Genomic DNA, 26,687 nt, shown 5'->3' on the forward strand with positions numbered 1-26,687 from the left:
CAATTAATCTAGAGTTATTAAAAATGTGGTTCCAACGTTCACTTCACTTTCAGCAGTAATGGTTCCGCCCATGGCCTCCACTTGTGCCTTTGTCAAAAATAGGCCGACACCTTTAGCTTCCGGATGCCTATGAAACACCTTGTTGAGACCAAAGAGTTTCTTGCCATTTTTTTTCAAGTCGATTCCCAAACCATTGTCGGCAACCTTTAATTTGGTCTTACCGTCTTCCACCCAACTTTCAATATGAATGACCGGTGGCCGTAGCGGTGACTTGTATTTAATAGCATTACTCACTAAATTAAGAAAAATACTTTCTAGGTAGACTTCATTGTATTCAATTTTTGAAGCTTTTGAAAAGTTTGAAATGATTTCCGCACCCGAATCCATAATCTGGGCGGTCAATATATCTTTGGTCTTGGTCAATACTTTTTCAAAAGATATTTTCGTTTGGTTCTGGGCGGTTTCGCTCTTGATGCGCAACGTTTCTACTAAGGTGTCAAGCGTTGATGATAGATGGTCGATTACTTTTTCGAATTTTTCAAATAGCAACGATTTCCTAACATCATCTTTTTCGACTTGCAACAGTTTCAACAGAGCGTTGAGGTTGCTTACAGGCGACCGAAGGTTATGTGAAGTTATATGGTTAAAATCGGACAGTTGTTGGTTTTGTATAGAGAGCTTTTTGGCCGTATCCTTCAATCTGTTGTTCATCGCAACCAATTTGCTCTCGGCCTCTTTTCTCAGTGTAATATCACGAATTGCAATTGATATCATTAGACCTTCTGCAGTCTCAACTGGACCAATGCTCACTTGAACAGGAATTTGACCCCCGCTTTTGTTTTTTATATAGAGTTCTTGGTTCTTTATGACTAACCCTTGATTTGGATTATTGAAAAATTTGGCCGCATATTCTTTATGAAGATTTTTAAATTTTGTCGGTGTAACAAAACTGATGTGTTTGTTGAGCAACTCTTTAATAGTGTAACCCAATAATTTCTCAGCTTCCTTATTTACTATTTTTATCTTTCCCCTATTGTTTAGAATGACAATGGCGTCGGGGGCAGAGTCCAATAAGCCTCTGAACTTTTTTTCTGCCATTCGTCTCTCGGTTACGTCTTGTGCCGTGCCGATTAATTCGACGATACCATTTTTGTCGGTAAGTACTTCCCCTACGACCTCTAAGTTTCGAAATGAGCCGTCTTTCTTAATAATTCGATGTGCAAATTTATCGAAGGTTTTGTTCTGAAGTATTTTATATAAAGTATTTGTAACATACTCTCTATCTTCAAGAGGAAGACAGTTCATAAATTTGCCATAGTCCATTGGTTTGTTAGGGTCAAGGTCGAGAATACGGTAAAAATTTTCTGAAATTTCAAATTTCGATTTTAACATGTTCCATTTCCAGTGCCCAATGCCGCTCAGCTCCTCCGCCAAATTGAGCAATTGATTTTGTTCAATAAGTGCTTGCTCGTCATTGATTCTGTCGGTTATATCATTTGAGGAGCCTATTAACTCGGTAACGCCGCCTTTTTCGTCAAGCACTATTTCACCAGTGATTTCAAGGGTTCTGATACTGCCATCTAGCTTAATGATTCGATGCGTAAACTTTTCGAACTTTTTGGTTTCTTCAATAAGTTGACTTTTTTCAATCACCAAATCTTGATCTTTGGGGTGCACACGTGATAAATACTTCTTGAAGTTCATTGGGGTGCCCAACTCAAAATCCAGAATTCTCATAAGGTTGTCAGACTTGTCCATGACATCGTTAATAATATCCCATTTCCAATAACCGATACCGGATAGCTCTTCAGCAAAGGCCATCATCTGGTTTTTTTCCATCAACTCGTGTTCTCGAGCAATTTGTTCTGAAATATCTTGACAGGTGCCTAACAATTCAACGATATTGCCTTTTGGGTCGGTGATTACTTTACCGGCCATTCTGATGGTCTTTACAAGGCCCTTTTCTAGCCGAATTCGATAAACCAGATCCTCAAATTTTTTGGTGCCAATAATCTTTAAAATCTTAGCTTTTGCAACCTCTCGGTCATCTTCATGGATGAAGTCTATAAAATTCTCATTAGAAATAGAAGTTCCTTTTTCTATACCATAAATTTCATAGAGATTGTCAGACCAAGTTGCTTTCTTGGTAAAAGGGTCTAAAGTCCAATGACCCATCTCTGCAATTTTTTCAGCGGAATTCAGTTGTTGGTTTTTTTGAACCAAAGCTTCTTGAATTTTTGTCGATTCGGTGATGTCTTGGGCCGTTCCCATCACCTCTACGACCTGATTTTTAGTGTCGGTCATCACCTTTCCGAATAATTCAATATTTCTTATAGAGCCGTCTTGAAGAACAATTCGGTAATGTATGGGTGCAAAAATTCTAGATGAGATAATCTCTTCAGTAGCTTTTTGAACATGCGCTTTGTCATCGGGATGAATGGGCGCAAAAACATCTTCAAATTTTAAGGGAATACCCAATTCAAAACCAAAAATTCGGTATAAGTTGTCCGACCATTTGACGGTGCTATTTTCTAAGTTCCAATTCCAATACCCGATACCGGCCATTTCTTCGGCGAAGCTGAGCTGCATGTTTTTTTCGGTGAGCTCTTTCTCCCTAAGTATTTGGTCGGTTACATCTTGGCAGGTACCTAACATTTCAATGGTTCGACCTGCTTCGTCTATAGTGACACTGCCAATAGATTTGATTGTTTTTATGGTTTCGTCGGTCAATTCAATTCTATAAATTAATTCTTCATAAACTCCTGATTCGACCGCTCTGTCAATTTTGGCAGTAACATAATCTCTGTCTTCCTTATGTATATAACCTATATATTTTTCGAAAGTTACCGGCTCGCTCTTATCATGACCGTAGATTTCATAAAGGTTGTCTGACCAGATGACCTCATTGGTAAGGGAATTCCACCTCCAATTACCAATTTTTGCCATTTTTTCTGCATAAAGCAGTTGTTGGTTTTTTTCAATAAGAAGTTGCTCCTTTTTTATTTGCTCGGTAATGTCTCGGGTCACGCCTAAAATCTTAAACACTTTGCCTGCCTTATCTTTAAAGGCCTTACCCATTACCTGAACCGTGGTAATCCTTTTAGTAGGTTGAAGTATGCGATGGGTGAACTTTTCAAAGTTACCGGTAGCCAAGTATTTTTTTAGTCTTTCGGCTACCATATCCCTATCCTCAGGAGGCATGCTCTTGAGAATGGCCTGTTTGTTGAGAAATATGCCATGGGGGTACCCATGAATATGATAAAGGTTGTCGGAGCAGGTGATACGATCTCGAACTACATCCCATTGCCAATAGGCGATATTCGCCAATTGCTCGCCAAAATCCATTAATTGGGTTTTTTCTATAAGGTCGTTTTCGCGAGCGACCTGTTCGGTAATATCATGAATAGAACTTTTTAATTCAATGGTTTCGCCATTTTCACCCTTTACGACCTTCCCCAGAATTTCAACTGTTTTTATAGTTCCGTTTATGGGAATGGTTCGATGAACAATTCTTTGAAAGTTACCAGTTTCAATGATTTTTTCTACTCGTGCCTGTAATGGTTGAATGTCATCAGGGTGCACAATCGACATGAACTTTTCGAAAGTAATTTTCTCACCGATTTCTATACCATAAATTCTATAAACGTTGTTTGACCAGTACGATTCATCACCTATAACATTCCAATGAACATACCCTACTTTTGCCAACTCTTCGGCAAATAACAACTGTTCGTTTTTAAGCTTTAGTTCTTTCTGTGTGGTAACGTCTTCAGTTATATCCTGGGTAGTACCCATCATAGCAATAACGTGTCCCGATTCATTACTTATCACCTTACCATTGGCTCTTAGAAATCTGATTTCTTTCTCGGTAGTGCAAATGGTATAAGTGAATGTTTCAAAATATTTGTTCTTTAGAGAGTTCTTGATATTAGATGAAAATAGCTCTTTATCTTCATCACATACTTTTTCAAGAATAAGTTCTAAATTTATTTTGGTACCGACATCAATACCATAAATTACCCTTAAATTATCGGAACATTGAAAATGATCGTTCTGCACGTTCCATTGCCAATAGCCAATGCTCACAAGCTCTTCGGCCAGATCCCACTGTTCTTTAATTTGAATGAGATCACGTTCGGTCTCTTTTTGGTTAGTGATATCCATCACTTTTCCGGAAAGGGCGATGCAATGACCGTCTTTCATGACCGGTAATCCGAAGGTTCTGATGTATTTACGGTTGCCTTTTGCTGTAAGAATCTGGTTGACCATCTCAAAGGGTGTTCCTTCTGAAAGACTCTTTCTGTAAGTTGCATGCTTATTTTCCAATTCTGTGGGATTGTTAAAAAACTGATCGCTCGCTCCCATGTAGGGTACAAAATCGGGTGCGATTTCAAAAATATCTTTTAGAACTTGATCCCAAAAAGATTCTTCGGTAGCTAGGTCAACATAGAACACACCAATCTTGGCAACTTTGTTTATTTCTTTTTGCAGGTTTTTAAAATCGATTTCCTGTAACATATTTTTCTCCCATCTATTATGTTGATAAAACCGGTCGAAATTAGTGGCTGATCAGGGACTGGGGATACAGGTAAATTTAGAAAATATGTGCGTAAACGGCTACAATTTATTTAAAAAGTTAAAGAAAAAATAAAGGTGCTATCAATTATGACTAGGCTATCTTTTAAGTTCTAAAAGACCGGCCCTTTCTAAGAGGGCTTCTACCTTAGGTTCTTGCCCCCTAAATCTTTTATAAAGTATCATCGGGTTTTCGGTACCTCCTTTTGAAAGCACATTGTCTTTGAATTTACTGCCTATTTCCTTATTGAAAATACCGTTCTCTTTAAAATAGGCAAAAGCATCGGCATCTAAAACTTCAGCCCATTTATAGCTGTAATAACCTGAGGAATAACCCCCTTGAAAGATGTGGGAGAAAGCCGTACTCATGCAGGTTTCAGCCGTTTCGGGGTATAGTTGGGTGCCTTCAAAGGCATTGACCTCAAACTGCTTTACATCATTTATATCAGTCGGGTCTTTCCCATGCCACGCCATGTCAAGCAAACCGAAACTAAGCTGCCTGAGCGTTTGCATACCTTCTTGAAAAGTGGCCGATTCTTTTATTTTGGTCACCATTTCCATAGGAATAAGTTCACCACTTTGGTAATGATGGGCAAAAAGTTCAAGGGCTTCTTTTTCGTAGCACCAGTTCTCCATTATCTGGCTTGGTAGTTCTACAAAATCCCAAAAAACGGATGTGCCCGAAAGGCTAGGGTATACCGTATTCGCCAACATGCCATGAAGGCCGTGGCCAAATTCATGAAATAAAGTGGTAACCTCGTTGAAAGTCAATAACGATGGTTTGCTGGGTGTTGACCGCGTGAAGTTGCAAACATTTGAGATATGAGGCCTGAAATTTCTACCATCAAGTTGAAACTGGGGCCGGTAAGATGTCATCCAAGCGCCACCTCGTTTTCCTTTTCTGGGGTGGAAATCGGCATAGAAAAGTGAAATATAATTATCATCTAAGTCATAAACTTTATAAGTTTTGACCTCTTCATGGTATTTCTCAACATCAAATACCTCTTCAAACTTGAGGTCGAACAACTTTTCGGCTACTTTGAAAACACCATTGATTACATTTTCAAGTTTGAAATAAGGTTTTAGTTTCTCGTCATCTAGATCAAAAAGTTTCTGTTTTAGTTTTTCAGAATAATAACTGGCATCCCATTTTTCTAGGTGCTCTAACCCGTCTACTTCTTTCGCAAAAGTTGACAACTGCTCAAATTCTTTTTCCGCAGCCGGTTTTGCCTTTTGTAAAAGTTCATTTAGAAACTCTTTTACCTTCTCAGGGGTCTCTGCCATTCTTTCTTCCAAGACAAAATGGGCGTGTGTTTCATACCCGAGCAAATTGGCCCTCTCATGTCTTAAATTAGCGATACGCAAAACGTTTTCTTGATTGTCGAGCTCGTCGTTATGAAAACCTTTACTGCCGAAGGCCATAGAAAGTTCTTTTCTAAGCTGCCTGTTTTTAGCGTATTTCATAAAGGGTATGTAACTCGGGTAATCAAGGGTGATCAGCCAACCTTCTTTGTCTTTTGCGGTTGCGAGTTGCGCCGCTGCCTCTTTTTCACCTTCAGGTAGCCCATCAAGATCGGACTCATCGGTGAGGTGTAGTTCAAATTTGTTGGTTTCGGCCAATACGTTTTCACCGAACTTTAGCTTGAGTTTTGATAATTCGGTGTCTATTTCCCTTAGTCTCTTCTTTTTGTCTTCAGGTAAGTTGGCTCCATTTCTACTAAAACTTTTATACTTCTTTTCTAAAAGAGTGCTCTGTTCTACGCTCAACTTTAGATTGCTTTGATTGTCAAAAACCTTTTTAATCCTTTTGAACAATTCTTCGTTCAGGGTAATATCATTGCTGAACTCAGAAAGTAATGGGGAGACTTCTTGAGCTATCTTTTGAATTTCTTCATTTGTTTCCGCAGAATTCAAATTGAAGAAAATACTTGAAATACGGTCTAATTGTTGGCCAGTGAATTCTAGAGCCTCAATAGTGTTTTCAAAAGTTGGCTCTTCGTTATTTTCCGTTATGGCATTGATTTCTTTTCGTGCATCTTCCATAGCCTGTAAAAAAGCAGGCTTAAAATGTTCGTTCTTGATTTTAGAAAAGGGTGCTGTTTCGAAAGGTGCCAATAATGGATTCATATATGAGATTTCCTTAATTTAAATTTTAATACTATTTGTTCTAGACTGAAAATAGGTTGTAAACAAATCTATCGATAAAGCAATCAATGCCATAACAAACGATAGAATAGCGCCTGTGTAGAAGGCATTGTTTCTATCAGGGTCTTTGAGCAACCGGTCTCTCACCACCCTGTATTCTTCGGTGTATTCATTGAGGTCGATTTGCCCATTTCCGTTAACATCCATAGCCTCTAGTTGAAAGCTAAGATACTGAGCATTGACGGCCATAACAATCAAAATTAAGATATACATCGAACAGAACAACAAAGAACTTCGCCAAACGCATTTCCAGTAGGGGTCTTTGGTTTTTCGGCCCAAAAAGAGCAAAATGACAATTCCGGTTATACCTAGGATAAATCCGATAAAAGATGGGGTGTTCATAGCGTGGGGGACTAAGAAATAAATTATTGTTTTTTGAGGCTTTTGGCCCCATCAATCACTTTTTGTTTTAAACCTTCTTTATACTTGATGACTTTGTTGAGTAAAGATTCGTTAGTACTTCCTAAAATTTGAGCGGCCAGAATACCTGCGTTCTTTGCACCGTTGAGTGCCACCGTTGCTACAGGAACGCCACCGGGCATTTGGAGGATGGATAAGACCGAATCCCACCCATCGATAGAGTTACTGCTCTTTACCGGCACACCTATCACGGGTAAGGGCGACATTGACGCAACCATACCAGGTAAATGTGCTGCACCCCCGGCACCAGCAATGATGACAGCGTACCCATTAATATGGGCATTTTTGCTGAAATCGAACAGTTTTTCAGGAGTTCTATGTGCGGATACTATATCGACATCAACATCGATTTCGAATTCTTTTAAAATATCTATGGCATCTTGCATTACGGGCAAATCACTTGTGCTGCCCATGACTACGGCTACTTTGTTCATATTATTTACTGATGACTTTTATAGTTTCTTTTACGCGCTGGGCGATTTCCCTTGCTTTGGCAATATCAGGGTTAACGATGGTTACATGGCCCATTTTTCTAAAAGGGCGGGTCTGTTTTTTACCATAGATGTGAGGTGTAACCCCTTTTAGGCCCAAAATATCTCTCATGTTCTGGTATTCAACATCACCCGTATGACCTTCGGCACCTACCAAGTTGACCATGATACCGGCAACTTTACTTTGAGTATCGCCCAAAGGCAGGTCGAGAATAGCCCTGATATGCTGTTCAAATTGATTTGTATAACTGGCTTCAATGCTGTAGTGACCGCTATTATGGGGCCTTGGGGCTACTTCGTTGACCAATATTTCATCATCTTTGGTCTGAAAGAGTTCAACTGCCAAAAGGCCCACATGCTTCATTTTTTCAGAAACCTTCAAAGCGACTTCTTGAGCTTTTTGAGCAACCTTATCATCGATTCTAGCAGGACAAATCACATATTCGACCTGGTTGGCCTCAGGGTGAAACTCCATTTCAACCACGGGATAGGTTTTGACTTCGCCGCTTGCACTTCTACAAACGATAACCGCCAGTTCATTTTTGAAGTCGATCATTTTCTCGGCAATACATTCGCCTGAAGGAAGGTTTTCCAAATCTTCAGCTTTACGAACTACCTTGACTCCTTGCCCGTCATATCCGAAACGCGCAGCTTTCCATATAAAAGGAAATTGTAGTCCGCCATTTTCAATACTGTCCTTAATCTCGCTTTTGTAAGCAAATCGGCTAAAATCAGCAGTGGGTATACCGTTATCAACATAAAAAAGCTTTTGGGTAGCCTTATTCTGAATGGTGCGCAGTGCCTTCGTGGGCGGGTAGACCGTTTTGCCTTTGTTTTCAAGTTGTTCTAGGGCGTCTACATTTACATTCTCTATTTCGATGGTGAGCACATCGACATCTTCCGCGAATTTGATTACCGTGTCATAGTCCATAAGGTCACCCTTGACAAAGTCATTGCAGGCAATTTTACATGGGGCTTCGTCAGAAGCATCTAAAACTTTGGTCTTGATATCAAATTTTCTGGTCTCGTAGAGCATCATTTTTCCCAATTGACCACCACCCAAAATACCTAGGGTGAAGTTCGATGAAAAATAGCTTTTGTCGTTTTTTGTTGGCATGTGTATGATAGTTGGCACAAAAATACGGCGAATTCCCAAAACCGCAGTCGGGGTGTTAAAAAAGAGAAATCAAAGTGCTATATTTGGCATTTCTCAATAGATTTTGTGTTGATAAAACTACACGATAAACATTTTAAACCGTTTTTGAACGAATCGCAGATTCAAGATGCGGTAAAGGCTGTGGCCGAAAAGGTTGCGGCCGATTACAAAGATGAGGTGCCTATTTTTGTGGGCGTACTCAATGGGGCCTTTATGTTCGTTTCAGACTTTTTGAAACATTACCCATACGATTGCGAAGTATCTTTTGTAAAGCTAAGCTCCTATAGAGGTCTTACCTCTACCGGTATTGTAGAAACCCTGCTTGATGTATCTGAAGATATTGAGGGTAGAAGCGTGGTAATTCTTGAAGATATTATCGATACCGGAAGAACCCTTAAAGAATTGGTGCATCTTTTCTCGAACGCCAATGTAAAAGAGTTTAAGATAGCTAGCCTCTTCTACAAATCAGATGTTTATAATGGGGAGTACGCCATCGACTATTGGGGAATAGAAATACCTAATAAATTTATTGTTGGATATGGTCTTGATTATAAAGAATTGGGCCGTAATCTTAAAGAAGTTTACCAACTAAACCATAAGCATATGATCAATCTCGTACTGTTCGGGAAACCGGGTGCAGGAAAAGGTACCCAGGCAGAATTTTTAAAGGAAAAGTACAACTTAAAGCACATTTCAACTGGAGACCTGTTCAGGTACAATATGAAAAACAATACCGAGTTGGGGCAGTTGGCCAAGTCTTATATCGATAATGGCGACTTGGTACCTGATGAAGTAACCATTAAAATGTTGGAAGATGCCGTAGAGAAGAACCCCGATGCCAGTGGCTTCATATTTGACGGTTTTCCGCGAACTGCAACTCAAGCGGAAGCTTTAGACAATTTTTTACAGGGAAAGAATATGCGCGTTGATGCTACCATCGCATTGGAAGCCAATGATGAGGTGCTTATTGACCGTTTGCTCGAGAGAGGTAAGGTCAGTGGTCGAAGCGATGATCAAGATGAAGAAAAAATCAGGAATCGCTTCGATGAGTATAATGAAAAGACCGCGCCTTTGAAGGATTACTACGAGGCTCAAGGCAAGTTTCATAGCATTAACGGAATAGGCGCCATAGATGAAGTCACGCACCGCTTAGGTAAGGTGATCGAAGAACTTTAGCATTCATATTTTATGAAAGACCTGAACTGGATTAAAACGCTCATTCTAGCCATAGCGATCATGGTAGCCGGTTATTTTGTCGGCAATATGCATCGTTTGGGCAAGAAGTACGATAGATATGTTCAGGTGAAGGGCCTATCGGAACGTGAAGTAGATGCCGACCTAGCTGTTTGGCCCATGAATATTTCACTTACAGGAAACGATTTGGTGACCCTACGACAAGATATTGAGGGTCAAAACCAAAAAGTAGTTCAGTTTTTTAAAGAACAGGGTTTCACCGATGATGAACTTACCCGAGGCACCATTAATGTAACCGATGCAAGGGAGAATATCTATAACAATAGTTCGCAATTTAGCGAGTATCGATATTTGGCAACGATTGAAATAACCGTTCGCACCAGTGATATACCACGTTTGCAAAAAGCTTTGGCCGAATCTTCAGAACTAATTTCTGACGGAGTTCTTTTAGGTTCAAAGAATTCTTGGAGGCCTATAGAATATATGTATACCAAGCTAAACGACCTGAAACCGGAAATGGTTGAAGAGGCGACCAAAAATGCCAGAGAAGTAGCTGAGAAATTTGCGCGTGATAGTCAGGCGAAGGTGGGCGAAATTCGAGTGGCTAGGCAAGGGCTCTTCTCCATAAGCGATCGTGATCAAAACACTCCACAGATTAAATTGGTACGGGTCGTGTCCACTATCGATTTTCAATTAGAAGATTAATTCTCTTTATCCAAACTTAAGGTACCTATTTTCTCCTATTTCTTATCTGTCAAGAGCTATCTAATATTACGTACTTTTGTAATCTATTTTTTTGATGGCAATCTGAAATACTAAGATATGACTGAGGGCAATTTTGTTGATTATGTAAAGATACATGCTGAATCCGGAAACGGAGGAAAGGGGTCCGCTCATTTACATCGTGAAAAGTACGTGGCGAAAGGTGGACCGGATGGTGGAGATGGAGGCCGAGGCGGACATGTAATTATTCGCGGCAATGAAAATTTATGGACTCTGGTCAGTTTCAAGTTTAAAAAGCATTTTCGCGCCGGACATGGTGAACATGGCGGAAAACAACGCAGCACTGGTGCCGATGGCGAAGATATTTATGTAGATGTGCCCTTAGGTACCGTGATAAAAAGTACCGATTCTCAAGAGACCCTTTTTGAAATTACCGAACATGGCCAAGAGAAGATGCTCGTTGAAGGCGGAATGGGAGGTAGAGGCAATTGGCACTTTAAGACGAGCACCAATCAAACACCAAGGTACGCACAGCCGGGTATACCAGGGCAAGAAATAGATGTTACCCTTGAGCTTAAAGTCTTGGCCGATGTTGGTCTGGTGGGCTTTCCGAATGCAGGTAAGTCTACCTTGCTATCTGTAATCACGAGTGCTAAGCCGAAAATTGCCGATTATGAGTTTACGACCTTAAAGCCCAATTTAGGTATCGTACAGCATCGAGATTTTCAGAGTTTTGTAATGGCCGACATCCCAGGAATTATCGAGGGAGCCGCAGAGGGTAAAGGTTTAGGTCATTATTTTTTAAGGCATATTGAGCGAAATGCGACGTTATTATTTTTAATTCCTGCCGATAGTAAAGATATTTCAAAAGAATACGACATCTTAATAGATGAATTGCGCAGGTACAATCCTGAATTATTGGATAAGGAAAAGCTTGTTGTAATCTCTAAAAGTGATATGCTCGATAAAGAGCTGATGGATGAGATGCGCGAAGAGCTGGATAAAGAATTTGATGATGTACCCTACATGTTCATTTCTTCAGTAGCGCAACAGGGTATTACTGAGCTGAAGGATAGGCTTTGGGCTATGTTGAACGATAACAAGGTTTTAGAAAAATAGAGGTTCTATGCGAAGGTTTGTAGTCATAATATCCATCTTATTGCTCTCGGCCTGCCAAGCGGTAAAGGTGTATTACGATTATGACAAGGAAACGGATTTTTCTAATTACACTACCTATAATTACTATCCTGATATACAGACAGGCCTAAGTCAATTAGACGAAAGGCGGCTGTTCGATGCCATTGATTCAGAACTTCAACTAAAGGGAATTCGGTTTTCCGAAGATCCTGACTTTTTAATTGATGTAAAAACTCGTTTTTTTAGACCACAGCAAACCTCCAACGTAGGGGTTGGGGTAGGTGGTAATGGCCGAAATATGGGCGGCGGCGTTTCTATTGGTATTCCCGTGGGGCAGCCTAACGAGAAAAGAGAGATTCGCTTCGACTTTGTATATAGTAAAAAAGACCTCCTGTTTTGGGATGCCGTTAGCGAAAGCAATTTTAAGGAAAATACCGGGCCAGAAAAGAGAGAAGAAATTATCAGAAAAGTAGTAGCCAAAGTGCTCTCAAAATACCCTCCTAAAGCTAAATAAGTAGGTTTAATCTTATCAATGTGAGTCTTTTAGATTCAATAGAGGTAAGAATACTTCCGCTGTTGAAAACTTTCAATCTTAGCGATTCTCGAATTATATATTTTTAGCTATCTCTATTGAGATTTTGTTGTGTTCGAAGCCCCATCGACCACAGATGGTGGTAAATCTATCATGGTAGAAATCGATTAGTTGTTCTCCATAAAGGTAAATTGAAAGTTGATATGCCAAGGCTCGCGCTATACTATGTAGAGAACCATAAAATTGAAATTGTTCAGACTATTTTAGGAAAAGAACAAGTTCTTCTCAATGGTGTCAAAATATCCGAATCGAAGGCTACGGCGGGGTCAAGGCATGTTTTTAGTGTCAATAAGAACAATTACCGTATTTCTAGACGCGACCATAGCAAAGTAGGGCGAATGAATACCTATGAGATTCAAAAAGATGGTTCGCCCGTGGCCCTTATCAATGTAGAACAGAGCCAATCAACTTATATATTACTTCTTATTATCATTGTAGGCGTTGGTTGCGGCTATATATTCGGTTCTTTCTTCTACCAACTTCTATTTACTCCGGAGACTATCTAACAACTTCAGTAGTTGTAGAATGAAGTTATTGTTCAACCTTCACTCTATTTCCCTCACTATGGCTGCTAAATTCCGGAGCATACATACTTTGAACGGTTGTAATGCCATTGCTAAATTCACCAGCATTGTTTACCCTTAAATCATACTCAAAAACAAATACACCTTTTGGCAACCGATCAAAGAAGAAATTGGTGCTGGCATCTTTAGTGCTCTCATAGTAGCCCAACCCGTCTTGCCATTTGTAGCTAGAAAGAACATTTACGGGCTCAAAACCAGCTGCCCTCATATCTTTCATATGAACGAATTCCATTTCTCTATCAGAACACAACTCAATTCTTATGCGAACTAAATCGCCCACTTTCAGGTTGGTACTGTTGGTAATCTCCGATAGTTTTTCGCCCGTATCTGTGTTCGTTTTTAAGAATAGTTGCTTTTTAAGCTTTAGGGGTGTTTCCGCAGAGGTAATTTTATCCAAGTCTTCAAAATATTGCCAGTACAAGGCGCCCCAAGAAATTCCATCACCCTTTTTTGTCATTTCCACTTGGGCCATTTCTGGTTGTATTTCGGAAGGTTCCCAAGAGGTTTTAAAATATCCGGTGCCTGCTTCGGTCTTTACGTTTTCTAACTGGCTAGGGTCTATCGTTTTATTGCCAACGGTTACTTCTACCGCGTCGGTAACCGAAACCCAATCACTTCCGCTTAGCAATAGGGAGTAAATGGCTTCCGTTGTCGCCTTGGTAGTGGCCCATTGGTTGGTCTGCTTATTTTTTAGGAGCCAAATCTTTAGCTCATCGACCGTTTGAGTGTCCTTGGTAATTTCCTCAAAAGCCTCTATCAATAGCGATTGGGTTTCGATAGGGGCTTGGTACCAATGCCAAGAGGCGGTATTGTTTTTCCAGTAACGGCCAAGTTCTTCATTAAAAACACTATTCTCTTTAAGAGACCGAAGAATCAATTGGGCGGTCTTGTGATTACCATGTCGGGAAAGGGCCAAAGCCAACATTCCCTTACTGTAAAGACTTTGTTTTGTCCAGTATTTTTCGGCCTGAGACCAATAATAGTCCATCGTCTTCTCCACCTTTACCGAAGTTTTATAATCATTGAAAAAACTTCTCATATACAGGTAGTGGATCTGACTTTGGCTTAAATGGTTCTTCTCAAGGTCAGTCGAATGTTTTTTCATTCGTTCGTATTCTTCTACAAACTCATCGTCTAGATACTGAAAGGCTCTTTGAATACTTGATTCAAGATTTGATTGCTCAAAGGCAAAGGCCACTTGCAATTTTTTAAGATGGCCCAAGCCGGTAACAATGTGTTGGGTAATTGTACGGTTATCAGGACCATTTTGAAACCAAGCCCATGCTCCGGAAGCCTTTTGGTTTTGAACCAATTTGGCCAAAGTAGTGGTCTGTTGCGCTTTTAGATTGTTGAGTTCGAAAAGCAGTGCGATTCTTTTTTTCTGTTCGCTTTCTGATTGGGCGTCACGCAACCAAGGGGTTTCTTGAATCAAAAGTGATTTTAGCTCTTCATTTTTCTCCAGATTGCTTTTGAGGGCACCGGTTCCTTTCCATTGCTCAAAAACATTTTTCATTCTAGGGTTCGAGTTGATGATGTGGCTGGCCAATGTATTGGCATAAAACCTAGAAAAAATCTGTTCGTTACATTCATATGGATATTCCATAAGGTAGGGCAGGGCCTGCACGGCATACCAAGCCGGGTTGGAAGTCACCTCTAAAGTCAGTTTATGATGTTCGAGAGAGCTCGAGGAGTTTTCCTTTAATTTGGTCAATTCAAATTTCTTCGTCTCGTTACCTTTTACCCACATAGGCAAGGTTTCGGTGACCAGCATTCGGTTGGTAAGAACAGGCAATAAATTTTGCTCTCCATCTGAATAATCTCCGGCCTTTGCCACGATTTTGTATTGTACGGCTTGTAAGCCTTCCGGTATTTGTAGTCGCCAGGATGCTTGAGTGTTTCCACTAGAATCTACCTTGAAATTTCTCTCTGTTGTTCCGGCTAAAAGCTGCGGAGTTAGATCCTTACCATTAACGGCATCCGTCAGTTCTATATAGACGCTACCTGAAAGGGATTGATTGGTAAGGTTGGCAATTTTAGTGCTTATTTGAATTTCATCTCCTTCCCGAAGAAAACGAGGAGCATTAGGAATGACCATTAACTCTTTTTGGGTAAGGGTTTCCATAGAGGTAACCGTGCTGTTCAAGTTCTTGGTATGCGCCAATAATTGAAGTTTCCAACGGGTGAGTGCTTCGGGACTTGTAAAGCTGAAGCTGACATTACCTTCTTTATCGGTTTGCAAATGAGGATAGAAAAAAGCAGTTTCCTGCAGGTTGGTTCTGGCACTTACTACCGACGGGCCTTCTTTTTCTTCTGAAGATGGTTCAGATGCATTTTCAACGGTGCTCTTTTCTTTTTTCGGACTTTGCCCCACTTGAACCACTTCTTCCAAAGCTTGACCGGCCATATCAGCTTCGGCATCCATCGCTGTCATTGGCGCAGACCTTCTTAATGTCATGGTACCATAAGGTCGATTCTGTGCTCCACCAAAATAAAGGCCAAAGAAGTTAAAAGAATCGAACGATTGAACCTTATAGTTATAAATGGTGTTATCTAAATGAGTTCTAAATGAACCGCTACCAAAACTGGTGTAAGCGTTGGCATACGATTGGGAATAGTAAATGGGCCTGTAAAGCGGGCTAAAACTCCACGAATGTGGTCTGAAAGCATCCAGCGAAGCGTCGTACATACTGGCCAATAGTTCCGAACTTATTTGGTCTCCATTAGGTCCTTTTATTTTGAAGGACCATGTTTCTTCGCTTCCCGGAGCAATTTTATCCCTGAAGGTCAGTGTTTCTATTTCTAAATCCGTTTTTGGATAAGGAACCGAAATCTGTAAAGAGCCAGATTCGAAAGAATTATAGGCCGCATAAGTGTAATTAATGGCAAATCCGCCTAAATCAGCTTCATCAATCTTCACTTTGAAGGTCTTGCTATTTCCGTTCAGCGTAATGATACGTTCATCAACTTTTTTTCCGTCTTTTTCTACAAATACAGAAACGCTCAAATGATCGGCATTACTCGAAAGAGTGATTTCTGCGGTATCACCTATTTCGTAATTTTCTTGGTCAGTACTTATATCAAAAAGTTGATTGTCCGCAAGAACTTTATCTTTTTCGCTATGTAGAGTTGTAAATGCTTTATCTTTTACTTCGTTGCCAAATTTATCTTTGGTTTCGAGCTGTAATAGATATTTTCCCGAGGGCCATTTTTGAATGCCTTCCAATTGAATCTCGGTGGTTTTTTCAGTATCAAAATTCAGTTCTTTAACCACTTTACCCAGTGGCCAGTTTCTGAAATCTTGTTCATTTTTATAGGCGTCGTGAGGAAAAAGCTCTTTAAAATCTTCTTTGTTCCAATTTTGATAGTCAGGTGCTGGCCAAGGTCTCTGCCTTAAAACGTAGTTGGGCGCAGACAATTTGTAAATCTTTATAATCCCTTTCACGGGCACGAACTCTCCATTTAGATTGGTAGTATTGATGGTTAAATTGGTTGTTTTTTGGTCTTTTTGAAGGTTCTCAGCAACCTGAATTTGTGCGTTTATTGAGTGATAGCCTACTTTTACTGTTTGCGAGGTACTCTGTGTCTCTCCGTTAATATCCGTTACATCGGTTGTGATTTCATATTCAAAAGTAGGTAGAGCCTCTTTTGAAATACTCAAATCGGGAATGGCCCTGAATGTAATACTGTACTTGCCATTAGCATCGGTCTCCGTTTCTCCGTGAACAATTTCCTGTTCAGAAATCGGATACCTGGGCCATGACCAAGAATACCATCGTGGTAGGTTGACAACCCGCTTAACCCTGTAACTCACCTTAGCTTGTGTGATGTTGCTTCCGGCATAAGATTGCGCTTTGCCGGTAACCGTTATGCTATCATTGACCTGAAAGGTTTCTTTTACGGGATTAAAAGAGGTCTCGAATTTCGGCCTTTTATATTCTTCGACCGAGAACGAGGCATATCCGTCAAGATTTACGGCTTCACTGTCGACTTGTAAGCTAAAATCACCTGTTAAAACCGAACTGGGTAAGGCAAACTCTCCTGAAAAAGAACCAAATTCGTTGGTCTTTAGTTTTTGGGAGCCAATAGCCTGACCGTTGACATCAATCAATTCTACGGTGACCACAGTATTGGGCAATACTTTAGAACTTTCTTTGGTATTGGTCGTCGCGATGCCCTTAAAGTAAAGGGGTTGCCCAGGTCTATAGATGCTTCGGTCTGTAAAAAGAAAACAACTATTGTCTTTTGGGCTATTATAATTTATATATTTCTCACTTACGTAATAATCTCCAAACACCGCTTTTTCTCCTTGGCTATCTACTTCAATTTTTACACTGCTCCAATTTTCATTGGCCAGAGAAATGGTTACTAGACCTAACTCATTGGTTACCTCAGTTACTTGTTTTCTAGGCTTATTATAGTTTTTGAGATAGCTAATTTTTACTTCGGCCCCTTTTACTGGTTGACCATTGTTTCGGTCAATTAGTTGGTAGGTGGTTTCCGTATTGTTTTTGGTTTCAACTATGGCTAAATCGGTTACTTGCAATTCGCTATAGGCAAACGTCTCATTTTTTTTGGATGACGGCCTGGCCAACAACAGGTATCTTCCGTTGGGCATTGGGGGTATTTTAACCTCGATACCGTGCTGTTGAAAGTCTCTTTCATTCTTTAAATCAGCAGACCAACTCATAATCGACTTCAAGTTTTGAACAAAGGCCAATCTCTTTTCCTGAGGATGGATTTTATTAAGCTGCTCCAGCTCTTGAGCCGAAACGGCATGGGCAGACAATTGTAGTCCGTCTACATTTTTATAATTCACCAACAGGCGGGCTGTTTGGTTAATAGGAAGGAACTTTTCTGTAGTTAGCTGAAGGCTCTGAGCCTGAATTTGTGATTGTAAGGCTTTGCACTTTTCGGCACCGTAACTATCCGGATAATTGGCAATAACCTCTTCGCAAATTTGCAGTGCTTCTTTTTGCTTCCATTGAACTTCACCCTGGTTTTTCGGGTCATAACTATTTCCTTCGTTATGAAGTTGTTGGGCTATTTCATATCGGTAGAGTGCAGAAACCTCATGGTGCTTTAGGCTCTCGGCGGTATTTTTTAAGACTTCAATATAAATTTCATTTTTGTTTTCAAAAACGGCATTTTGCAAGGTGAATTTTAACCGGTCGATATCGACATGGGTCAAGGCGAAAGGCTCAGGGTCTTGAAAATGAAATTTTATCAGGTCTTGGTAAGTTTGTAAGGCCGTTAACTGAAGGGAAGTAGAATCTTTTGCAACCAGTTCTTTTTGTGTGAAATCATATGCTTCACACAGTAATCCTTCATCTGAAATCTCGAATTTATAGGCCGGTTGATTGATGCTGTTTTCGCTCGTTTCATAAAAATCAAGAGCGTTATGTGCCAGAAGGTCGAAAAGCGCCGGACGGTATTTTTCCGAGTTTTCTTGTTTGCTAAGAAGCGTTTCATAGGTCTTTAACGGGCTATTTTGAAGCAACTCCTCATTTTTTAGGCTTTCCTGAAAATGATAGTTGATTTCTGAAAATAGGGTAGCTACATCCCATGTTCTGAAGTCGTTTTGCTCGACCCTCGTAATAATTTCAGTACGGCCGTAGAACCGATATCTGTTTTGTTGCAAGTACTGCCAATACAAATTGGCCAAATAGTTATGCAATATATTTTTGGTAGGTGAATCGGTGTTTTCTATTTCCTTTTTGAAATCTTCTACAATGTTGAATTGGGCATTTTCTTCTAACACCATTGCATATTTCGATATAAAAAGTAACGACTTTACCGTTTGCGCCGTGTTGGACTCTTTTTTGGCTTTTTCTTGAATGGTTTGGGCCACTTTCAAAGCAGATTGTGTCAAATCTTGCGTTTCAAGCTTTTCAATTTGCTTCCAAAGACTGTCATAAGAGTTGCCGCTTTGAGAATGGGCCATATGTGAAAAAAGTAGGGTCATCAATATGAATGATAGTTTCTTCATGCGAATAAATTTACGGGATAAAGTTGCTCAAAATCGATGCCAATCAGAATTCATAATGAGCGAACGGTGCGATTTGGTTAGGGAAATTGGCCTGTAAGTTAGCGCATAGCGACAATCATGAACAGACCGAAAATTAAATGAGTTAAGAAAAAGGGCAAATAAACTCATTAGAGCACAACCGAGGGTTTAGTTTTGCCTTAAACATAAATCCCCCCGATACAATGAATAATCATTTTTTAGATACTTGGGCTTCTTCGCTAAAATCAACTTTCGTTTTACTCTTCTTACTTATCTCGTTACTTTTCATAGCGTCATAAACCTATAAACTCTTAAGCAATCCGCCATCTATCGGAATTTGGGTGCCCGTTATGTATGCGGCATTTTCAGAGGCTAGAAAAGTGGTTAAATACCCATATTCTTTCGGGTCTCCAATGCGTTTAACAGGAACCTTTTCTTCCATGTCGGCCCTGACCTCACTCTGATCTATGCCAAGTTGTTGTGCTTTTTTGGCATTGAGCTGAGATATTCTTTCCGTATCAAAATAACCCGTTAGAACACTGTTTACCGTTATGTTAAAGCTTCCCACATCAGAAGCCAATGATTTGGCCCAGGTTACTACGGCGGCACGTATTGTATTTGATAGTGCTAGGTAGGAGAGAGGCTCCTTTACCGACACTGAAGCTACGTTGATAATTCGGCCCCATTTGTTTTCTTTCATCTTTTGCAAAGCCAATTCTGTGGTAAAAACTACCGATTTAAACAGGAGGTCAAAGGCTTGTTGGTAGTCGTCGGTATTTTTCTCTAACGTATTTCCGGCAGCAGGCCCTTGGGTGTTGTTTACTAATATGTCTACGGAGTTGTTCGCAAAATATTGGGAAATCGTTTTCTTATATCCTTCCAAATCTGAAAAATCAACTTTTAAAAATTGATGCGATTGTCCTTGGTCTGTGGGTAACTCGGAAACGATTTGGGCCAATTTATCTGCACTACGTGCCATTAGGGTAACACTGGCACCGCTTTCGGCCAATTGTTGTGCTATAGCTTTACCAATACCACCACTACTACCACCAACCAAAGCTTTTTTATTTATAAGGGATATCTTCATAATCTAATCTGGAATTTATTTGTATTCTTCACGTACGGGACTAAACACGTCCATTAGTTTGCAGGGCGTTATGGCTTTACCGCTATGAACGGCAAATGACGGAATAACAACGACATCGTTAGTTGTGTAAATTTTAGTAACGCCATCAACCGTAAATTCAAACTCACCCTCCAATACTTGCATCACTTGTTCATGCTTGTGTGAATGCTCTGGAACTTGAGCACCTTCTTCCACATTCCAATATGCGATGGAGAGTTTTTCACCATGAATCATTTTGGCGTGGTAGCCCGGCATAATTTCTTTTACAGGTATGTGGTCGACGTTCAAATGCATAGCTAAGTTTTATGCAACTAAGATACGTGAATGCCCTACCAAAAACGAAAAACCCCAACGATATTATCGCCGGGGTCTTTTTAAGCATGACTAAATTTTTAGTTCCATTGAACGACTACCAGTTCGCAGCGACGGTTCCACTCATGGTCTTCTTCGGTACAACTGTTTTCTGTATCGCAATGGACGATGGGTTGCGATTCTCCGTACCCTTTTGAGACGACTCTTGAACTGTCAATTCCATTTTTGACCAAGTACTCCTTTGCGGCATCGGCCCTTTTTTGTGATAGTTCGCGGTTGTAATTGCTATTACCTCGTATGTCGGTGTGGGTGCCTATTTCTAGCACCATACCTGGGTGGTCTTTCATTATTTTCACCACCTTATCCAAACGGGCCCTGGTTTCCCTTCTCAAATACCACATGCCATAGTCAAAATGGATTTCACCGGTTTGTAGAAGGGTACGCTCTTTATCTTTTACGATACCTTCTTCTTGAGCAATGATTTTTTCTATTTCTTTTCTTCTTTGCTGCTTGGCCTTCTCTTTAGCTATCGCCTGTTTTTCTTTTTGTTCCGCCTCTTTCTGAAGGCGCACTTTTTCTTTTCTAAGTTTTTCTTGCTCGGCCTTAAGCTCTAATTCTTTTAATCGTTTGGCCTCAGCAATTGCTTTTTTTTCTGCCTCCTCCTTTTCTTTTTGAAGGGCGATAGCCTCTTGCTTGGCAATCTCCTCTTCTGATAACAATGAGAGCGAAGCATCTTTTACCGCTTTTCGCTCTTTATCTGTTACGACGGTTTTAGAGGCTGTTTCGTACCCTGCTTTTGTCGCCGTAATTTTATAGTTCGATGCGCATTCTACCGAAAATTTAAAGGATCCATCCGATGAGGTTGAAATACTTTCAATTGAAGCTGTTACTGAGTTTACCAGTTCTACCTTGGCATTTGCTAATGGTTGATTGGTGGTCTTGTCTGTAATGATGCCTGCAATGAATTGCATACAATCCTCTATAACCAAAGGTTTGGCTTCTTTAAAAGAATAGATATCATCACTTCCTTTGCCTGAAGGTCTGTTGGAAGAGAAATAACCGCTTTTTCCGTCGGTGTTTAGGGCCAATGAAAAGTCGTCATAGCCACTGTTTACCGGAAACCCTAAGTTGTTTGGTTTTTGCAATTCTCCATCCTTTACTTCCGATTTAAAAATATCTAAAAGTCCATACCCAGGATGCCCATTGGAGGCGAAATATAGGTTGCCCTCAGCATCTATATGCGGAAACTGCTCTTTTTTGTCGGTATTGATGTTAGCTCCCAAGTTGACGGGGTTGCCATAACCGTCTTTTTGAATGTCAACATAGTATAGGTCAAAACCTCCTTGCCCACCTTCACGATCTGACGAGAAATAGAGTTTGGTTTCATCTGGACTTAGTGCAGGATGCTCTGTTGAAAAGTCTTTTCCGTTAAAAGGAAGCTCTTCAATATTCTTCCATTCGTTCTCTACCCATTCCGCTTTGTAAAGCATTAGATGACTTATTTTTTCATCTGTTTTATGTTTGCTGTTTCGGGTAAAATAAATGGTCTTTCTGTCCTTTGTTATGGCAAAAGTGCCTTCGTGTAAATTGGTATTTATTCTTTTAGAAAAGCTTTTACTTATGGTGTCACCTAAAGTTAATTGCCCTAAGGGATGACTGTAAAGATCTAAATAGCTTTGATTGTTCCATCGGTACAACTTAGACAGCATTTGATCACTTTTCTTAGAGGCCGCATAAATTAATAAGGAATCAACCACTGCCGCACCAAATTCTGATGATTCGGTATTCAAGGCAAGGCTTTCGATTTCAAAACGGTCGCCAATTGCCGCTATGTTATCAAGATAGGTTCTCTGAGTCTTAACTAGTGAAGCCTTTTCAGGGTGCCTATCTTTGCTGTAATGGGCAATTAATGCATCGTCTGCCTGCTCGTGCTCACCAATTGCTTTTAAAGACTGGCTGAGTTTGAAGTAGTAAGAATCATTCAACTTATCACCATAGTGATTTGCTAAATATTGGTACCAGCGAGCAGCGGATTTCATCTGAAAAGTATGGTAATACGAATCTGCGAGGTTTTTAATCAGTTGCGAACTTTTGTTTTTTGGCAAGAGTTCTTCGTACAACGGAATGGCATCTGCATAATAGGCCCTGCTAAAATACAGGTCGGCTCGCTTGATATCTGCCTGGGCGCATACACTTTTAAAAGAACCCAGAACCATTAGTAAGAACAATAACTTCTTCATATTAATAAAATCTGGGGGATTTGTCATAGCCTTTGCCAAGACCTAAAAGGTCAAGGTCAAAAAGCACGAATATTTCGTGGGAACCAGAACTATAATCGCTCAAGTTCGATAAGGTATAATCATAGGCATAGCCAATTCTCAAAGACGGAAGCACGGCAATATTGAACATGGCACTTACCGAATCTTCCAAACGATAAGAGAGTCCGCCTTCAATACGGTCATAAAAAAGGGCATTAAGCGAAAAGTCTACCGTTAGCGGAGCACCTTCAACTATTTTTGCCAATACCGAAGGTTTCAGTTTGATATCGCTATTGAGTTCATAAACGTAACCGGACATAGCGAACAAGTGTATTTTTTCAGAACCTATTCGGTTGATACCATCCCTGTTTTCCAAGTGTTTTGAAGTGAGTAAATTGGGAGCTGAGAGCCCGAAATAGAATTGCTGCCTGTTATAAAAAGCGCCCACACCAATATTAGGGTAGGTGTTGTTCAGATTCTCGTTGAACGCTTGGTCATCTTGAAATTCCGGCAGCATAAAACCATTGAAATTGGTCTCAAAGGTGGTGAACCCTCCTTTTAAGCCTAAAGAGAGGTTGCTCTTTTCAGTAAGTTTTAAGATATAGGCAAAATCAGCATAAATGTTGTTTTCCTTTAAGGCGCCATCGCCAATCTCATCCTTAACTAGTGAGAGACCCATTTCTATATTGGAACTTACCGGGGCATGTGCAAAAAAGGTCAAAGTCTCGGGGGCGCCCACGGCATTCTTCCATTGCGAACGGTACAGGCCTCCAAAATTCAGACGGCCCAAGTCATTGGTCGTATAGGCCGGGTTAACCACGCTCATGTTATACATGTATTGCGTGTATTGCGGATCTTGCTGTGCAAACGCCCATGACTGTGCGAGAATCAAGAGGCCAACTATCTTTATGATGTGTTTTTTAAACATGTAATCGGTTTTTTAGAAGGTTAGCGGTTGAGGTATAACCTTCCTTGAATTGGTTGGTGGCCATCTTTGTTGTAGTTAATAACGTAGAAATAGACCCCGTTCGGAGCGGTTTTTCCTCCTTCAGAACCATCCCAAGCCGGGTTGGAGCGGTCTCCTTTAAAGAGTGAAGCGCCATATCTATTCAGGATTTCCAAGGTGAAATCAGGAAAAATAATTTCTATGTTGGGAACAAAAAATGTATCGTTTCTGCCATCGGCATTCGGTGAAAACCCATCAGGAATAAAAAACCCGTAATCTTCGGGGTCGCAATTGGTAAGGTCTACCGTAACGGCCATTCTTTCGGGGTTCATACAACCGGTATCAGGGTTGAAGCTTACGGCGTAATACGTTGTTTCCGATTGTAAAAGTGTTTGGTCATCAAGCGGATTACCTTCTTCGGGTGTGTCATACCAAAGCACTTCATAAGGGTTGTCTCCCTCTATCGTACGCAGGTCGTAAATAGTTGGGTTATCTAAACCGCAAAGTGCGATGGTACTAAAAGCCAGGGAAACTGGTTCCAATCCGTATACGGTAGGAATTATTTCTACCCTCTCTGTACTACTACAACCGGTCGATTCGGTATTGGCGGCAAAATAGCTGGTGCCATCGACCAGAAGGGTGCTATTGTCCAAGGGGTTGCCTCCGGTAGCATTGTCGTACCATGTTACCGTACCATTTGCAGAAACCGATGGGTTCAGTTCTAAAACGGTTGCTTGTTCAGAAGCGCAGAAGGTAGGATTTGTATTTAAGGCGGATGGTCCCTCGGGATTGGATAGGGTGGTAATCACCCTTATTCTATTGGATCCCTCGCAATTATTGTTGGGGTCTGTATTCGAGATAAAATAATCTTCTCCATCTACCAATTCCGTATCTAATGGTAATATGTCCATATCGGACTCGGTAGCATAAAAGAGGATTTCCCCGTTGGCAGTTACTTGAATATCGGCTAAAGAAGGTGGATTGCTAGCAAAATCACTAAGACAGAAATTTTGATTGAGTTCGGCTATAGGTAAGGCTGGTATTCCTTCAATAGCGAAATTTTCACTTTCTTCAAATTCAAAAGTCGTTCTACAGGCGGTGGTATCGTCTTGTGTACTTCTCACACTAACGGTATAGTTTCCTTGCTCTAATGATGCAACGTCCAAATCGTAAGATGCCGTACCACCCTTAAAATTGATAGTGTTTTCCAATACCACCTGACCTGAGCTTTGGCTAACAACATCATAGGTGATGTCATAACTCCCATCCGCAAGATTGGGTGCGTCAATTTGGACCTCGATTTGTGTTGCGTTACATGAATTATCAACCAGCAGGTCAAGAACTATATCAGCAGGAGGTGGAATTACCGTAAAACTTGTAGTGATATCGCAGCCGAGGGTAAATCCGCTTTGAACCGTTAAAGAAATATCGTACGAACCTGCTTCCGGTAGTTGCAAAGCTGGAATCTCAAAGCTTCCATTTCCAGAATTGAAAGCAACATCCGAGATACTGAAATTCGACTCAATACCATCGGTATCGGTAATTGTATAATCGACATTATAACTTCCGTTAGCTAGACTTAAAGAAGCATCATGAATATTGGTAAGGGAAATAGGTACGTCAGAACCCAAGCAGCTATCGGTAGCTGTGGCATTAGGGTCTGTAACAATAAAATCTACAGGTGGTACTTGAATGTCAGGGCATACTTCGGCACCTAAAGATTCTATTGAAATGGTAACAATCTCGTTCATCGGTACCGTGCTTGCGTCAATATCAAAATAACCCGTACCATCATTTGCCAGTACTATTGATGTGGTAGCGCTAAAAGTTCCACTAAGGGAGGATAATGAATAGTTGCCCCCGTAGGTGCCATCACTTATAAGGGTCGTATTGTAAGAACTTAGTTCAACTCTATAGGTATTTGGGCCAGAACAGAAATTAGTAGCCTCCATCGTTCCTTGCAAGGTGGGCAAAATGATAATATCTACAGATGTCTGACTGATGGTACAAACGGCATGTGAAGGGTACACCGTATAGGTGAAAGTATAGGTGCCGGGTCCGTTATTGTCCCTTATGGCCTGAACGTCTACCGTACTATCGGTCAAATCATCTAATTGATTAGTGGAAGGCCCTTCTGACCAAGTACCATTGATATCCTCATCAACCAGCAGCGTATTGAGGTCATAATTGGTCATTGACGAAAGGTCGTCAGAGGTGCATACGGTCAACGCTGAGCCAACCCCAGAGTTGGCCGGTCTTTGTACTTCTAAAATGAGGCTAACCTGTCTGCTAGGGCACGTGCCTACCGAAGGTACGGTATGGGTGAATTCATAAATTCCTACACCGGCATCAGCAGCATTGAAAAAGTTTTGTGTAAGATGGTCTCCGGCACCAGGTGTTACAGCGGCCCAAGACCCATTGAAATCTTGAAATTTGCCCTCTGTTTCATCACCGATAAAGCTATGAAGGTTTACAGCGGGGTCGTCGCCACAGGCATCGGCACTTCCGTCGATATTGTCCTCGCCGGGGTAACCCCCAAGAATGACCGTAACAACGGCCGATTCCCCACAATTATCATTGGTATAGGTAAACTCGTGAAACCCTGAATTCTTTACATCCCAAAGGTTTACGATACCCGTATTCCTATCCAAGGCAAAAAAGTTAGCTGGGTCATTGGTAGACCAAGATCCTCCGAGGGTAGGGGTGCCGCCTAATTGCGCGAATAAATCAAAGGTTTTGTTATTCTCATCGGAATCTTTATTACAAACGGTTACCGAGTTATCGGTTCCCGCACATTGAGAATACATTTCAGAAGTGAAGAGAACTGCCAGTAAAAGCAATATGCCATTTACCAAGAATCTCTTCTGCTGTAGGTTTGTCATGGTAGGTCGTTTTAAGTTGGATCTCTCCAACCTACTTGTGGCAAATGTAATTTTACCCCTATCCCTATGGGAATATTTGTTG

The 26,687-nt window shown here is 40.7% G+C and carries 16 protein-coding genes; 5 read left to right on the top strand and 11 right to left on the bottom strand.

The window, feature by feature from the left end; all coding sequences use genetic code 11:
* Positions 1 to 3: 3 nt before the first annotated feature.
* The 5 genes from IL356_RS07610 to IL356_RS07630 all read right to left on the bottom strand — a co-directional run bounded on the left by IL356_RS07610 (position 4) and on the right by IL356_RS07630 (position 8,808).
* A complete protein-coding gene (locus IL356_RS07610) occupies positions 4 to 4,518 on the bottom strand; it encodes a PAS domain-containing protein (RefSeq protein ID WP_121850041.1) in 4,515 nt (1,504 codons plus the stop codon).
* 156 nt (positions 4,519 to 4,674) lie between these two features.
* Positions 4,675 to 6,702 carry a M3 family metallopeptidase gene (locus tag IL356_RS07615; RefSeq protein WP_121850040.1) on the bottom strand — a complete coding sequence of 676 codons (2,028 nt, stop codon included), beginning with the start codon at positions 6,700 to 6,702 and terminating at the stop codon, positions 4,675 to 4,677.
* Positions 6,703 to 6,720: 18 nt separating this feature from the next.
* Entirely contained in the window at positions 6,721 to 7,122 is a 402-nt protein-coding gene (locus IL356_RS07620) for a hypothetical protein (RefSeq protein ID WP_121850039.1), read from the bottom strand.
* 23 nt (positions 7,123 to 7,145) lie between these two features.
* A complete protein-coding gene (purE, locus tag IL356_RS07625) occupies positions 7,146 to 7,634 on the bottom strand; it encodes a 5-(carboxyamino)imidazole ribonucleotide mutase (protein WP_121850038.1) in 489 nt (162 codons plus the stop codon).
* 1 nt (position 7,635) lies between these two features.
* Positions 7,636 to 8,808 (bottom strand): 5-(carboxyamino)imidazole ribonucleotide synthase, encoded by a 1,173-nt coding sequence (locus tag IL356_RS07630; protein WP_121850037.1) that lies wholly within the window; start codon positions 8,806 to 8,808, stop codon positions 7,636 to 7,638.
* A gap of 108 nt (positions 8,809 to 8,916) precedes the next feature.
* On the opposite strand from IL356_RS07630, the gene IL356_RS07635 reads away from it, so the two are divergent.
* The 5 genes from IL356_RS07635 (at position 8,917) to IL356_RS07655 (ending at position 12,999) form a co-directional block, all read left to right on the top strand.
* A complete protein-coding gene (locus tag IL356_RS07635; RefSeq protein ID WP_121850785.1) occupies positions 8,917 to 10,023 on the top strand; it encodes an adenylate kinase in 1,107 nt (368 codons plus the stop codon).
* Positions 10,024 to 10,035: 12 nt separating this feature from the next.
* On the top strand, positions 10,036 to 10,746 hold the full coding sequence (locus IL356_RS07640) for an SIMPL domain-containing protein (protein ID WP_121850036.1): 711 nt from the start codon (positions 10,036 to 10,038) through the stop codon (positions 10,744 to 10,746).
* 117 nt (positions 10,747 to 10,863) lie between these two features.
* Positions 10,864 to 11,883 (top strand): GTPase ObgE, encoded by a 1,020-nt coding sequence (gene obgE / locus IL356_RS07645; protein WP_121850035.1) that lies wholly within the window; start codon positions 10,864 to 10,866, stop codon positions 11,881 to 11,883.
* Positions 11,884 to 11,890: 7 nt separating this feature from the next.
* Positions 11,891 to 12,415 carry a DUF4136 domain-containing protein gene (locus IL356_RS07650; RefSeq protein WP_121850034.1) on the top strand — a complete coding sequence of 175 codons (525 nt, stop codon included), beginning with the start codon at positions 11,891 to 11,893 and terminating at the stop codon, positions 12,413 to 12,415.
* A 221-nt stretch (positions 12,416 to 12,636) separates the two neighbouring features.
* On the top strand, positions 12,637 to 12,999 hold the full coding sequence (locus IL356_RS07655) for a hypothetical protein (protein ID WP_121850033.1): 363 nt from the start codon (positions 12,637 to 12,639) through the stop codon (positions 12,997 to 12,999).
* Positions 13,000 to 13,024: 25 nt separating this feature from the next.
* Here IL356_RS07655 and IL356_RS07660 read toward each other — a convergent pair whose 3' ends face one another.
* From IL356_RS07660 to IL356_RS07685, 6 genes are all read right to left on the bottom strand, one after another.
* Complete coding sequence (locus IL356_RS07660; protein WP_121850032.1) at positions 13,025 to 19,063, bottom strand: alpha-2-macroglobulin family protein; 6,039 nt, start codon at positions 19,061 to 19,063, stop codon at positions 13,025 to 13,027.
* Between the two features lie 319 nt (positions 19,064 to 19,382).
* Positions 19,383 to 20,168: an SDR family oxidoreductase gene (locus IL356_RS07665; RefSeq protein WP_121850031.1), complete on the bottom strand. Its 786-nt coding sequence runs from the start codon at positions 20,166 to 20,168 to the stop codon at positions 19,383 to 19,385.
* A gap of 15 nt (positions 20,169 to 20,183) precedes the next feature.
* Positions 20,184 to 20,501: a cupin domain-containing protein gene (locus IL356_RS07670; protein ID WP_121850030.1), complete on the bottom strand. Its 318-nt coding sequence runs from the start codon at positions 20,499 to 20,501 to the stop codon at positions 20,184 to 20,186.
* Positions 20,502 to 20,599: 98 nt separating this feature from the next.
* Positions 20,600 to 22,759, bottom strand: coding sequence for an OmpA family protein (locus tag IL356_RS07675; RefSeq protein ID WP_162987941.1), 2,160 nt, complete (start codon positions 22,757 to 22,759; stop codon positions 20,600 to 20,602).
* A 1-nt stretch (position 22,760) separates the two neighbouring features.
* Positions 22,761 to 23,705 carry a PorP/SprF family type IX secretion system membrane protein gene (locus tag IL356_RS07680; RefSeq protein WP_121850028.1) on the bottom strand — a complete coding sequence of 315 codons (945 nt, stop codon included), beginning with the start codon at positions 23,703 to 23,705 and terminating at the stop codon, positions 22,761 to 22,763.
* A gap of 20 nt (positions 23,706 to 23,725) precedes the next feature.
* On the bottom strand, positions 23,726 to 26,605 hold the full coding sequence (locus tag IL356_RS07685) for a gliding motility-associated C-terminal domain-containing protein (protein ID WP_121850027.1): 2,880 nt from the start codon (positions 26,603 to 26,605) through the stop codon (positions 23,726 to 23,728).
* Between the last annotated feature and the right edge of the window lie 82 nt (positions 26,606 to 26,687).

The sequence above is a fragment of the Euzebyella marina genome (assembly GCF_014855515.1).
Lineage (GTDB): Bacteria > Bacteroidota > Bacteroidia > Flavobacteriales > Flavobacteriaceae > Euzebyella > Euzebyella marina.